Annotated in this window: 12 protein-coding genes; 3 read left to right on the top strand and 9 right to left on the bottom strand. The window is 70.1% G+C overall.

The annotated features are described in order from the left end of the window. Positions 1-90: 90 nt before the first annotated feature. From FLX07_RS31140 to FLX07_RS31165, 6 genes are all read right to left on the bottom strand, one after another. Positions 91-1,203 (bottom strand): HesA/MoeB/ThiF family protein, encoded by a 1,113-nt coding sequence (locus FLX07_RS31140; RefSeq protein WP_142575269.1) that lies wholly within the window; start codon positions 1,201-1,203, stop codon positions 91-93. Between the two features lie 256 nt (positions 1,204-1,459). Further along, on the bottom strand, positions 1,460-2,233 hold the full coding sequence (locus tag FLX07_RS31145) for an IclR family transcriptional regulator (protein WP_142575270.1): 774 nt from the start codon (positions 2,231-2,233) through the stop codon (positions 1,460-1,462). 34 nt (positions 2,234-2,267) lie between these two features. Further along, positions 2,268-3,431 (bottom strand): enolase C-terminal domain-like protein, encoded by a 1,164-nt coding sequence (locus FLX07_RS31150; RefSeq protein WP_142575271.1) that lies wholly within the window; start codon positions 3,429-3,431, stop codon positions 2,268-2,270. A 91-nt stretch (positions 3,432-3,522) separates the two neighbouring features. Further along, positions 3,523-4,812 (bottom strand): ABC transporter substrate-binding protein, encoded by a 1,290-nt coding sequence (locus FLX07_RS31155; RefSeq protein ID WP_142575272.1) that lies wholly within the window; start codon positions 4,810-4,812, stop codon positions 3,523-3,525. A gap of 48 nt (positions 4,813-4,860) precedes the next feature. Continuing rightward, on the bottom strand, positions 4,861-5,739 hold the full coding sequence (locus tag FLX07_RS31160; protein WP_142575273.1) for a carbohydrate ABC transporter permease: 879 nt from the start codon (positions 5,737-5,739) through the stop codon (positions 4,861-4,863). Positions 5,740-5,758: 19 nt separating this feature from the next. Beyond that, entirely contained in the window at positions 5,759-6,616 is an 858-nt protein-coding gene (locus FLX07_RS31165) for a carbohydrate ABC transporter permease (RefSeq protein ID WP_142575340.1), read from the bottom strand. A 272-nt stretch (positions 6,617-6,888) separates the two neighbouring features. On the opposite strand from FLX07_RS31165, the gene FLX07_RS31170 reads away from it, so the two are divergent. Both FLX07_RS31170 and FLX07_RS31175 read left to right on the top strand, forming a co-directional pair. After that, on the top strand, positions 6,889-7,806 hold the full coding sequence (locus tag FLX07_RS31170) for a 5-dehydro-4-deoxyglucarate dehydratase (protein WP_142575274.1): 918 nt from the start codon (positions 6,889-6,891) through the stop codon (positions 7,804-7,806). Positions 7,807-7,863: 57 nt separating this feature from the next. Then, on the top strand, positions 7,864-9,150 hold the full coding sequence (locus FLX07_RS31175) for a pectate lyase family protein (protein ID WP_142575275.1): 1,287 nt from the start codon (positions 7,864-7,866) through the stop codon (positions 9,148-9,150). 49 nt (positions 9,151-9,199) lie between these two features. Here the strand turns inward: FLX07_RS31175 and FLX07_RS31180 are convergent, their stop codons facing one another. The 3 genes from FLX07_RS31180 to FLX07_RS31190 all read right to left on the bottom strand — a co-directional run bounded on the left by FLX07_RS31180 (position 9,200) and on the right by FLX07_RS31190 (position 11,981). Continuing rightward, entirely contained in the window at positions 9,200-9,628 is a 429-nt protein-coding gene (locus FLX07_RS31180) for an ester cyclase (RefSeq protein WP_167748459.1), read from the bottom strand. Positions 9,629-9,760: 132 nt separating this feature from the next. After that, positions 9,761-11,164, bottom strand: coding sequence for an aldehyde dehydrogenase (NADP(+)) (locus FLX07_RS31185; protein WP_229689952.1), 1,404 nt, complete (start codon positions 11,162-11,164; stop codon positions 9,761-9,763). 13 nt (positions 11,165-11,177) lie between these two features. Next, the gene (locus FLX07_RS31190) at positions 11,178-11,981 is read right to left on the bottom strand and encodes an NAD-dependent epimerase/dehydratase family protein (RefSeq protein ID WP_142575278.1); all 804 of its coding nucleotides are present in this window, start codon (positions 11,979-11,981) and stop codon (positions 11,178-11,180) included. A 309-nt stretch (positions 11,982-12,290) separates the two neighbouring features. On the opposite strand from FLX07_RS31190, the gene FLX07_RS31195 reads away from it, so the two are divergent. Continuing rightward, positions 12,291-13,193, top strand: a complete 903-nt coding sequence (locus FLX07_RS31195) for a 5-dehydro-4-deoxyglucarate dehydratase (protein ID WP_142575279.1) — start codon at positions 12,291-12,293, stop codon at positions 13,191-13,193. The last annotated feature ends 5 nt before the right edge of the window (positions 13,194-13,198 follow it).

Raw genomic sequence — 13,198 nt, forward strand, 5'->3', positions numbered from 1 at the left:
ATCTCGGCAGGCTCCTGCACCGCCGGCTCCTGTCGCTCCATTTCCTACCTCCTCCTGTCGCGGTTGCTTTTCACGGTAGGCCGGGTCATATTAGGCGTCAATACCGCCGTCGCGGTTCCCGCGCTGTCGTGTGGCGCAGCCAGCGCATTCCGGAGAAGCTCCGTGGAGCATGTAGACATGCTGTTCGGGAGCGACCAGATTTATTCCGGTAACGTGGCTGCGCAGTGTCGCCGGAATGCCCGCCAGCATTGAGATGACCGCCTGCGCGGTGAGATGACCGGAAATACCGGCGGAGGGTGCCAGCACTCCCGGCCCCCCGAGGTCGACGTGGACTCCGGGCGTGGTCGTCGCCTCGATCGTCGCGGTGAGGCACTCGTAGCACGGCCCGTCGGCGGTGAAGACCCCGACGCTGACGAGAGGACCGCGATACCCCCCGACCGCCCAGGGCACCCCGGCCGTCAGGCACGCCCGGTTGGCCCAGATCCGGATGCCGTCCCGGCCGCGAGGCTCGTCCGCGCACAGGGCGAGCGCGTCGAACCCGGTCAGCAGTGCGGACAGATCCGCCACGCTCTCGACCGCCCGGGTCTCTCCGGTCACGTGGACACTCGAGTTGACCCGGCCGAGGCGGTCCACCACCACGTCGGCCTTCGGTTTGCCGAGGTCCGCCTCGGTGAACAGCGCCTGACGGGTGAGGTTCGACAGCTCCACCACATCACGGTCGACGCAGTGGATCGTCCCGACGCCCGCGGCGGCCAGCGCCCAGGCGGCGTGGCTACCGGTGCCGCCGAGTCCCAGGACCAGCACGCGTGCGCGCTTCAGCGCGACCTGCGCCTCCCACCCGTGTGCCCGGGGCACGAGGTCCACCCAACGGAAGAACGCGAGGTTCCGAGAATATCGCTCCCTCTCCGCCGCGCTGAGATCACTCGGCGGCGGGGCCGCCGCGTCCTCGAAGTAGCCGGATCGCAGCAGCAGGTCCACGACGCCGGTCGCGTGCGCTCTCCGCAGGCCGGGAAACAATACGCACAGGTGATCGGCGACGTCAGAGGGCGTGCGGGTTCCGTCCATCGCGGACAGCGCGGCCCATGCATGACCGTTCGGGTCCGATATCTCCCCGGCGATCCCGTAGATGGAGCCGCCGATGCGAATCCTGTCGTGCCCTAATCGGTAGGGCCGATGCTCGGCCTTCACTCTCGGCAACCGCAAGCCGACCTCCACGACCGGAGGAGACGATCACGACACCGGGAACTTATCAATTCGAATTGCGCTCGGTCAATGTCTGTTCACAAATGCGCCGAACGCGCGATGTCGCACCGCAGGAAATAGCCGAAGACCGAAAAGAGGCCGACCGTTATGCATGTGCGGGACAGGCCGCCGAGCCGGTCGGCCCATAGAATCGCCGCGCCCGGATGATTTCTAGATTTCTTCTGGACGCGGCGGGTGCGGCAGGGCGGCGGGCGCGTCAGTAGGCGCGGCGCTGCCGCATGGCGGAGCGTTCGATGCGCTCGCGCGCCTCCAGGAGGCAGGAGGCGATCTCCTTCTCCCGCTCGGGTGTGAGGCGCGGGATCGGCACCGAGCAGCTGATGGCGTCGCGCGGTGGGTCGCTGATGTGCAGCGCGACGCCGAAGCACCGCAGCCCCTCGGTGTTCTCCTCGCGGTCCACCGCGTAGCCCTGCTTGCGCACCCGGTGCAGGTCGACGAGCAGCTCCTCGGCGTCCACGATCGTGTGGGCCGTCAGCGAGGGCAGCTCGGCGGGCAGCATCGCGCGCACCTCGCCCTCGTCCCTGCTCGCCAGGATCGCCTTGCCGAGCGACGTGGTGCTCGCGGGCAGTCGCCGGCCCACCCGCGAGAACGGCCGCAGGTAGTGCCGCGAGGCGCGCGTGGCGAGGTACACGATGTCGAAGTGGTCGAGACGGGCGAGGTGCACCGTCTCGCCCGTGACCTCGGCCAGCCAGTCCAGTGCGTCGTGCGCGAGCTGGACCACCGGGTCGCCGTCGATGTACGTCGCCCCGACCAGCAGAGCCCGCATGCCGATCCGGTAGAGCGTGCCGGTGACGTCGGTCTCGATCCAGCCGAGGTCGACCAGCGTGCGCAGCAGAGCGTGCAGGCTGCTCTTGGGGTAGCCCAGCTTGCCCTGTAGGTCGGTGAGGCTGTGCAGTCCGGGATACTGCGCGAAGAAGTCGAGCAGCTCGACCGTCCGGAGTGCCGACTTCACGTGCGGCACGGGTTCCGCCATGTGTTGTAACCTCCCTGACCCGCCTGTCCGCCTCCTATTGTGAGCCGGTTCCCCAGGAGGCGACCGTCCGGGAGGCGATGTAGTCCGTATCCAGATCATCCCCTAGTCCGGGAGTGTCCGGCATCCGCACCTTTCCGCCGGCGAGCGGGTCGACGATCGAGCGCAGGTGCGGGGCGGGCGTGTCGTAGTCCGAGTGCGGGTGCAGCAGGCCCCGTTCGTACCACTGCCCGCACAGCGTGGCACCGATCACGGCGAGGGCGCCGGAGCCGTTCCCGTGGATCTCGCAGTCCATGCCGAACGACTCGGCCAGGTGGACCGCCTTGACCGCCGGGATGATGCCGCCGGAGCCGACCACGCCGACCCTGAGGATGTCACAGGCCCCCGCGGCCACCCACTCGGCCCGCGCCATGTGCTTGCCCCAGGAGGTCTCCGGCCCGAGGATCGGCGTCCTGAGCTGGTCGGCGAGCCATCGGTACGACTGCACCGAGGCCTCCTCCATGGGCTCCTCGTACCACGCGAAGTTCAGCTCGTCGAGGGCCCTGCCGAGGGTCAGGGCCTCGGAGCGGGAGTACCAGTGGTTGCTGTCGAGCATGAGCGCGACGTCCGGGCCGACCGCCTCCCGGACCGCGGCGCACGCCTCGATGTCGCGGTCCACGCCGTACGGCATTGGCGGCATCCAGGTGTGCAACTTGATCCCGCGATAGCCCCGGGAGACGAGTTCCTTGGCGAAGGCGGCGTAGTCCTCGGGGGTGGCCAGGCCGCCGGGGATGTCGTCGCCGCACATCGTGCTCGCGTAGGCGGGCACCTCGGATCGGGCGCCGCCGAGGAGTTTCCAGACCGGCAGGCCGAGCCTGCGCCCGGCGAGATCCCACAGGGCCTGGTCGGCCGCGCTGAGCGCGCGGTCGGACAGGTTGCCCTGGGCGCCCCGCTGACGGCGGGCGACGCGGTGCCACAGCCGCTCCCGGTCGAGGCTGTCCTGACCGATCAGCGCCGGCCCGATGTGGCCGGTGATCACCGTCTCCCTGACGGTGTCCGGCGCCGCCAGGCAGTGTCCGGTCGCGCCGTCGCTGTCGGTGACGGTCAGCAGCGCCTCCCGCACCTCCCGCGGCGGGCCGGGATGCCGGTGGCCGTGCCCGTCCACCACGGACCTGGTGACCGTGGTGAAGACCGTGACGATGACGCGTTCGACGACCGCCATGACTCTTCCCTCTCTCGACGATTCCGGAGGAGGGCCGGTGCGGGGTCAGGGACGCACCGGCCCGGTCCCGGGGGCAGGCCGGGCGGCTTCGTCAGCCGCCGGTCGCCTTCTTCCACTCGGCCTGGGCGTCGGTCAGCTTCTGCGCCAGGGTGTCGAGGAACTCCTGGGGCTGCATCTGGCCGAGCAGCACCTTCTGGAAGAGGGGCTCGGTGTCGGCCTTGGTGATGGAGGAGAACTGCGGCAGGTAGTAGGGCGGCGACACGACCTGGGTGTTCGGGTCGTTCAGCGTGTCGACGGCCGTCTTCAGGTGCTCAAGGCCCTGCAGCCAGGAGTCGCCCTGCGCCTCGGTGTTGGCCGGGATCTGGCCCGTCTGCTGGTTCCAGTAGCTGTTGCCCTCGTGGGAGACCAGGAACTCCACGAACTTCCAGGCGGCGTCCTTGTGCTCGCTGCCCTTGAACACCGCGAAGCCGTCCACGGGGTTGGCGACGACGGTCCGCCTGCCGCCGGGGCCGGTCGGCAGTGCGAAGGCGCCGATCTTGTCCTTGCCGTGCGCCTTGACGTGGTCGTTGTAGGAGCCCAGGTTGTGGTGCATCATCGCGATCTTCCCGGTGCCGAACGCGGCGACCATCTTCGGGAAGTCGTTGGTGACGTCGGCCTCGGGGGTGTCCTTCTTGTACAGCCCGGCCATCTTGGTGAGGAACTCGACGTTCTTCGGGTCGTTGACCGTGCTCTTGCCCGACGCGTCGAAGAACTCGCTCACGCCCGAGTAGGAGTACATCTCGGCCAGGATCTGGAAGATCGAGCCGGCGCCGCCGCGGATGGTGTAGCCGTACGCGTCGGGCTTCTTGGTCAGCTTGTCGGCGTCGGCGAAGAACTCGTCCCAGGTGCCCGGCGCCTGCTGGAGCTTGTCCTTCAGGTACCACACCACGTCCATGTTGGAGGTGCCCGGCACCAGGTAGAGCTTGCCGTCGGGCACGGTCTTGCGGACCGAGTCGAGCATCGGCGCGGCCAGCTTGCCGTTCACCGCACTCGTGGTCAGCCATTCGTCCGCCGGCTCCAGCGCCTGCTGGCCGGTCAGGTTGGCCAGGTACGACGTGGTGACGCCGCCGACGTCGGGGGTGTCCCCGCCCGCGATGGCGGTGTCGTACTTCTGCTGGACGGAGGCGATGGGGATGCCGACGTACTCGACGTGGATCGAGGGGTTGGCCGCCTCGAACCGCTTGATCAGCTCCTGGTAGATCGGGGTGCGAGCGCCCCCGTTGTTGTCCCAGAACGTGATGGTCGTCTTGCCGGAGCCCTCGCCGGAACCCGAGTCCGACCCGCACCCGGTGGCGGTGACGGCGAGGACGGCGAGCGCCGCCCAGGCCACTTTCATCTTCATGGTTCCTCCTGCGTACGACAGGCTGCTCTCGACAGTTCTCTGGGGGTGCTATCCCTTGACCGCGCCGGCGCTGATGCCGTGCACGAGATAGCGCTGGACCACTGCGAACACGCAGACCACCGGCAGGGCGGCGACGACGCCTCCTGCCGCCAGGGCCCCGAAGTCGGCGCTGTACTCCCCGATCGTGTAGCTGAGCCCGACGGGGATCGTGAAGCTGTCCTGCTTGCTGACGAACATCAGCGCGAACAGGAAGTTGTTCCACGTGTGGATGAAGGCGAACGACCCCACGGCGATCAGGCCGGGTCGCAGCTGCGGCAGCACGATCGCGAGGAAGCCGCGCAACCGGCTGCAGCCGTCGACCATCGCGGCCTCCTCGACCGTGAACGGCACGGCCGAGACGAACCCGCTCATCAGGATGATCGACAGGGGCAGGTTGAAGACGGTGTCGGCGACGATGAGGCTGGCCAGGCTGTTGATCAGGCCGAGTGACTTGAAGATGGAGAACAGCGGGATCAGCATCATCGCGCCGGGAATGAACTGGGTGCACAGCAGCACGACCATGAACAGGCCCCGGCCGCGGAACCGGTAGCGCGACAGCGCGTACCCGCCCATGACCGCGATGACCGTGGTGACCAGCAGCGACCAGACCCCGACGATCACGCTGTTCTTGAAGAACACCGCGTAGCCGATGTCGTTCCAGACGGTCTCGAAGTGCTCGAACGTGATCGGCCAGGGCACCGGGTCGGTCGATCCGGCCGGCCGCAGGGCGAACACGAGCATCCAGTAGAACGGCACGAGGGTGAAGACCAGATACATCCCGAGGGGGACGTAGAGCCGCAGCACGCGGCCGGGATCGCGTCTCCTCCGTCGGCGGGTCCCCGCGGGCACCGCTCGCGTGCCCGGGCGGATCATGACGTCGGCGCTCATCGTGAAACCCCTCGCCTCTTCATCGTTCCTCGCCGAACCGGCTGAGCCGGAGGTAGAGGAGGGAGCAGAACAGCAGGATCACGAAGCCCGCCATCGTGAGCGCCGAGCCGTACCCGAAGTCCTTGGAGTCGACCGCCCGCTGCGCGACGTACAGCGGCAGCGTGGTCGTGACCTGCGCCGGGCCGCCGCCGGTGAGCGTGAAGAGCAGGTCGACGTTGTTGAACTCCCAGACTCCGCGCAGCAGCGTGGCCAGCACGATCGCGTCCCGCAGGTGCGGCAGCGTGACGTGGAGGAAGCGCCTGATCCGCCCGGCGCCGTCCACCGCCGCCGCCTCGTAGAGCTCGCCCGGGATGCCCTGCAGGCCGGCGAGCAGGAGGATCGCGAAGAACGGCACGCCGCGCCACAGCTCGGTCACCACCACGGCCGGGAAGACCGTGTCGGGGTTGCCGAGGACCGCCGCCTCGGGCTGCCCGAGGAAGCGCAGCACCCCGGTACTCGGCGTGTAGAGCAGGATCCAGATGCCCGTCGTCAGCACCCCGGAGACGGCCCAGGGTGAGAAGACGAGCGAGCGGGCGAGCCCCCTGCCGATGAAGCTTTCATTGACGATCAGGGCCAGGGCCAGCCCGAGGATCAGCTGGAGGCCGATCTCGGCGACCACCCATTTCGCGGTGAAGCCCAGGCTGTGCCAGAAGACCTCGTCCTCGAACAGCATCTGCCGGAAGTTGCCGAGACCGGCGAAGCCGTCCGCCCACGGCCGGGTGAGGTTGCGGTGCTGCAGGCTGTAGTACGCGACGCTGGCGATCGGGTAGACGAGAAACACGGCGATGAGCGCGACCGTCGGTGAGATCAGCAGGTACGGCACGGCCCTGCGGCGCATCGTCGTCACCGGCGCATCTCCTCTGCGGCTTTTCCCGAACCAGGCTCAAGACATATTCCTGAACGTAGTTCACAAACGTGGACGGATCAACGGTGATGTCGCGCCTTGGTCCTGTCAAGAACTCGTGTCCTATTCGAGATATTCACCCTTTGGGGGCCCGCGTCTTGACCGCGCGCCGGTGCGCGCCGTACGGTCCCGGTGTTCATGCATATGAATCAGGTTCAGATGGATGTCGAATGACTGATAGTTCAGGAGAATGACGGAGGAAGCCGGTGACATTCGACGGCCTGCTGTTCTTCCCGGTCACCCCGTGCGACGAGGAGGAGCGGCTCGACCTCGAGGTGTTCCGCCGGCACGTGCGGCAGGGCGTCGAGGCGGGGTGCGGCGCGGTGTTCGCCTGCTGCGGCACCGGCGAGTTCCCCTCGCTCAGCCTGCGCGACTACACCGCCTGCGTGGCCGCGGCGGTCGAGGAGGCGGCCGGGCGCGTCCCGGTGGTCGCCGGGACCGGCTACGGCACCGCGATGGCCCTGGAGTTCGCCAAAGCGGCGCAGGACGGCGGGGCCTCGGCCCTGCTCGCGCTGCCGCCGTACCTCGTGCAGGCCGGGCAGGACGGCCTGCGCCGCCACTACGAGGCGATCGCGGACGGCACCCGGCTGCCGGTCATCCTCTACCAGCGGGACAACGCCGTCTTCGAGCCGGAGACGGTCGCGGCGCTCGCGGAGCACCCGGGCGTCATCGGGCTCAAGGACGGCCACGGCGACCTCGGCCTCATGCGCCGGATCATGGAGGCCGCCCCGCCCGGAATGCTCTACTTCAACGGCCTGCCGACGGCGGAGCTGTCCCAGCGCGGTTACCGAGACCTCGGGGTGGTCCGCTACTCCTCCGCCGTCTTCTGTTTCCTCCCCGGCCTCGCGCTCGCCTGCTACCGGGCGCTGCGGGACGGCCGCGACGACGTCGCGAACCGTCTGATCGAAGGCTTCTACCGTCCCCTGGTCGACCTCCGCGGCCAGGGCCCGGGGTATGCCGTCTCGCTCATCAAGGCGGGTGTGCGCCTGCGTGGTCTGGACGTGGGACCCGTCCGCCGGCCGTTGTCCGATCCCAGCCCCGAGCACCTCGGCAGGCTCGCCGCGCTGATCGACCGCGGTCTCGCCCTTCTCGAAGAACTGGAGCGGTCGCCCGATCCGGCCTGAGCGCCGGTGACACGTACGGACTCGTCCCGGGGGAGCGACCGCGGAACGGAGACAGTCATGCCCGGAAGATCCCTACTCCTGTCGGCCGCCCTCGCGATCACGGCCGCCGCCCCCGTGCTGACGGCGGCCCCCGCGGCGGCCGGGAAGCCGGCCGATCTCGGGCGGCAGACGCTGCCCGCGGGCGACGGCTGGGCCTCGGCCGGCGCCGGCACCACCGGCGGCGCGGCGGCCCCCGCGCCGAACGTCCACGTGGTCACCGACCGCGCGGGCCTGGCCGCGGCCCTCGCCTCCCCCGGCCCCCGCATCATCTACGTCAAGGGCGTCGTCGACGTCGACAGGACCTGCGGGGACTTCGCCACCGGCGGCTACACCCTGGCCGGCTACCTCGCGGCGTACGACCCGGCGGTGTGGGGCCGCGACACAGAGCCGTCCGGGCCGGTGGAGGACGCGCGGGCGGCCTCCGCCGCGGCGCAGACGAAATACATCAAGCTCAAGGTGCCGTCCGACACCACGATCGTTGGCCTGCCGGGAGCGACCATCCGGCACATCAACCTGCACGTGGACAAGGCGGACAACGTCATCATCCGCAACATCCGATTCGAGGACACCGCCGACTGCTTCCCCCAGTGGGACCCCACCGACGGCGCCGACGGCAACTGGAACTCCCTCTACGACAACATCTCGGTCACCGGCTCGACCCACGTCTGGATCGACCACAACACGTTCACCGACGGGGACAACCCCGACGCGAACCAGCCGGTCTACTTCGGCCGGCCCTACCAGGTGCACGACGGGCAGGCGGACATCACCAGCGCGTCCGACTACGTGACCGTGTCGTGGAACTCGTTCTCCGACCACGACAAGACGATGCTGATCGGCTCGACCAACAACCCCGCCACCGACCGGGGCAAGCTCAGCGTCACCGTGCACCACAACGAGTTCTCCGGCAACCTTCAGCGGCTGCCCCGCGTGCGGTTCGGCAAGGTGCACGTCTACAACAACTACTACCAGGTGCCCGACGCCGAGCCCTTCGAGTACGCGCTGGGCGTGGGCGTGGAGTCCCAGATCTACGCCGAGAACAACTACTTCCGGCTGAGCCGGAGCGTGGACCCGGGCGACGTGCTCTACGACTGGGGCGGCACGACGCTGACGGCCAAGGGCAACCTGCTGCGGGTCGGCGGCAAGGAGCGGCCCATCGACCTGATCGCCGCCTACAACGCGAACCACGATCCCGACCTCGGCACGGACGCGGGCTGGACGCCGGCCCTGCACACGGGGATCGACCCCGCCGAGACCGTACGCAGAGAGGTCTCCCGGCACGCGGGAGCCGGCGAGATCCACTGACGGCCGGCGGCGCGCGGCCCCTGTGCGTGCGCGGGGGCCGCGCGCACCCTCAGTCCGGCGGACCGAGGCGGGACAGCGGAAGCCCGAGCTGGAGATACAGCTCCAGTTGGTCGTAGAAGATCTGCTGGTTGACGATCACGCCCTCCTGCAGGGCGAAGAACCAGCAGCACCGCACGCTGATGTACCGCCCGGTGCTCTGGAGCACGTCACCCGTGGTGAGCGCGAACGGCCCGGTGTGCCTGCCGGTCGCCACCGCGGTGACCGCCGTGGCCGCGCCGTCCACGACCTTCCGCAGCACCGTGAAGTGCATGTCCGGGAACGCCTGCCAGGTCCGGGTGTAATAGGACGCTATCTCCGAGCGTCCCTCCACCGGGCCGCCCGGCCCCACCGTGACGGGCTTGGAGCAGTAGCAGTCCATGATCGCGCCCAGATCGTGGGCGTTGAACGCGCTGACATATCGGTCCACCACCTCGTCCACCGCGAGACCCCCGATTCCCGCCGCCAGAAGTCCAGGCTATCGAGACGCGGCTTTCGCCCTCTTCATCCGGGTCCGAGCATGGAGGCGCCGCTCCCCCCGAGGGGAGAGCGACGCGGATACGCGGGGGCGGCCTCAGGCGCGCAGGCGGCCGTCCACACGTTGCGGCACGCCGAGGGGGTTGTCGTCGCGCAGCTCCGGCGGCAGCAGGTCCGCCGGCCAGTCCTGGTACGCCACGGGGGTCGTCCAGCGCCCGATCGAGGCCGCGCCGACGGAGGTGTGCGCCGGGGCCGTGGAGGCGGGCCAGGGGCCGCCGTGGTGCATCGCCCAGCTGACGGCGACACCGGTGGGCCAGCCGTTCCAGATGAGCCGCCCGGCCAGCCGGTTGAGCACCGGCACGAGGTCGCGGGCCTCCTCCGGGCCGGCCGCGTGGACGGTCGCGGTCAGCGATCCGGGCAGCCGGCGCAGCACGGCGGGCAGGTCGGCGGGGTCGCGGTAGCGGACGACGATCGCCGACGGGCCGAAGCACTCCTCCCCCAGCTCGGGCAGCCCCTCCGCGAACGCTTCCAGGTCGGCGGCGAAGACCTGCGGGATGATGCCGTCCACCGCGCCCCCGCTCGCCAGCACGGTGAGCCGCCCGGCCAGCCGGCCGGACGCCCGCAGGTAGCCCTCGCGGATCTTGGCGGTCAGCATGGGCCCGCCGGAGGTGGCGGCGACCGCCTCGGCGACGGCCTGCTCGAACCCTCCCTCCGCCGGGACGAACACCAGGCCGGGGTTGGTGCAGAACTGCCCCACGCCCAGCGTCAGCGAGGCCGCGAAGCCGGAGGCCACCTCGGCGGGGTCGGCCGAGGGCAGCACGACGACCGGATTGACGCTGCCCAGCTCGCCGTAGAACGGGATGGGGTCGGGCCGCTCGTCGATCAGCTTCTGGATGGCCGTCCCGCCCCCGAGCGAGCCGGTGAAGCCGACCGCCGTGACGAGCGGGTGCTGCACCAGCGGGGCCCCGGTCTCGAACCCGTGCACGAGCCCGAGCAGGTCGGGGTCGGGCAGTGCCTGCCGTACGACGGAGGCGGTCAGGTCGGAGGTGCGGGGGTGCCCCTCGTGGGCCTTGACCACGACCGGGCAGCCGGCCGCGAGCGCCGACACCGTGTCGCCGCCCGCCACCGAGAACGCGAAGGGGAAGTTGCTGGCCGCGAAGACGGCCACGACACCGAGCGGGTGGTTCATCCGGCGCAGGTCGGGACACGGCGGAGTGGCGCCGGGGTCGGGGTGATCGATCACCGCCTCGACCCAGCCTCCGTCCCGCAGGACGCCGGCGAACAGCCGGAACTGCGCGGCCGTACGGGCGATCTCGCCGCGCAGCCGCGCCTCGGGCAGCCGGGTCTCCTCCGCCGCGGCCGGCCACAGCTCCTCGGCGTGCTTGAGCAGGGCGTCGGAAACGCCTTCGAGCACGGTGGCGCGCTCGGCCGGGGGCGTCGCCCGCCACGCCTCGCCCGCCGCGGCGGCCCGCTCGACCGCCGTCCGGACGGCATCGTTCACCTGGTCGGTCACCTCATCCCCTCACCGTAAGATTCTCGACATCGTAGCGGGGGCCGCAGAACGCCCCGCCGACCAGTGCATGCGGCAGCTCGCCGAGATCGGGCTCGCCGTGCTCGGCGATCAGCTCGGCGGCGAAGACCTCCGAGTCGTCCCCGGGCTCGAAGCCGATGGCCCGGCCCTCCTCCAGCGACCACCAGCGGCGCGTGTTGGCCGACACGCCCCACACCACGTGGAAGCCGTCGGCCGCCAGCGACGCCTCGGCCAGCCGGGCGCAGTCGTCCGGGGACAGCCAGGTCGACAGCATGCGCACGTCCCTGGGCCGCTCGAAGCACGAGCCGATGCGCAGGCACGTCACCTGCAGGCCGTAACGGTCGTGGTAGAGCGAGCCGAGCGCCTCCTTGGTCACCTTGCTCACGCCGTAGAAGGTGTCGGGGCGCGGGAACACATAGTCGGGCGCCTCACCGGCGCCGCGCGGGAAGAACCCGACCGCGTGGTTGCTGCTGGCCAGCACGACATGGCGCACTCCCGCCCGCCGCGCGGCCTCCAGCACCACATAGGTGCCGTGGATGTTGACCTGCAGGATGTCCGCCCACGGCTGTTCGACGCTGTGGCCGCCCAGGTGCAGCACCGCGTCCACGCCGTCCATCGCCGCGTCCATCGCCTCGGGGTCGGTGATGTCGGCGGTCACCGCCTCCTCGCCCGGCCCCGCCTCCAGCGGGACGACGTCGAGCAGGCGCAGCACACGCCCCTTCCTGGCCAGCCGGGGTCGCAGCAGGGTGCCGACACCGCCCGCCGCGCCGGTCATGAGAACTCGCATCTGCCTCCTGTCGGATCGGCCCGCATGAGAGCGCGGCGCTCCGCGAGCGTCCGCGCGATCTACGGACCGTGTCACTGCCAAACGGCGCAAGTCTCGCAGCAATTCCCAACCGTTCACAAGCACGGGCACAATTCACATATATGACCCGCCAATCATCGTGCTCCAGGCCTTTCCTGCGGCAGTTCACGCGCGGGCTGACCAGCGCCGCGGTCAGGGCCGGCCAGTTGACTTTCATCCGATCATCCGGCTAGCTTCGTGGACATATTGAAGAACTTTGTCCATATATATGGACATCTAGGGAGTGGGCGGATGCAGCTCGACGGCGTTCTCTTCTTTCCGGTCACACCGTTCGGCCCGGACGGTGAGCTGGCCGAGGACGTGCTGGCCAAGCACGTGACCCGAGGGGTGACCGAGGGCGCGGGCGGGGTGTTCGCCGCCTGCGGCACGGGCGAGTTCAACGCGCTGGGCATCGACGAGTACGCGCGGGTGGTGCGGATCGCCGTCGAGTCGGCGGGCGGGCGGGTTCCCGTCCTGTCGGGCGCCGGCGGCTCGCTCCCGTTCGCCCGCGAGTGCGCGCGCAGGGCCGCCGACGCGGGCGCGGACGGCCTGCTGCTGCTGCCGCCCTACCTGGTCAGCGCGCCCGCCGAGGGGCTGGTGCGCTACGTCCGCGAGGTCGCCGCGGCCACCGATCTGCCGATCATCGTCTACCAGCGGGCCAACGCCCGCTTCACGGCCGCCGCCGCGGCGGCGCTGACCGAGATCCCCAGCGTCGTCGGGTTCAAGGACGGCCTCGGCGACGTCGACGCGATGCAGCGGATCGTGCTCGCCGTGCGGGAGGCGACCGACCGCGACTTCACCTTCTTCAACGGGCTGCCGACGGCCGAGATGACCGTGCTCGCCTATCGGGGGATCGGCGTGAGCCTGTACTCCTCCGCCGTGTTCTGCTTCGTCCCGGAGGTGGCGCTCGCCTTCCACAAGGCCGTGAACACCGGGGACGACGACCTCGTACGGCGCCTGCTCACCGGTTTCTACCGCCCCCTGGTCGAGCTGCGCGACCTCGTGCCCGGCTACGCCGTCTCGCTCGTCAAGGCGGGCGTCGCCCTGCGCGGCCTCGACGTGGGCCGGGTGCGTCCGCCGCTGGTCGACGCGGCCCCCGAGCACGTCGCCCGCCTGGAGAAGCTGATCGCGGCCGGACTGGACATCGTCGGATGAGGAGC

It is taken from the genome of Microbispora bryophytorum (assembly GCF_006874465.1).
Lineage (GTDB): Bacteria > Actinomycetota > Actinomycetes > Streptosporangiales > Streptosporangiaceae > Microbispora > Microbispora bryophytorum.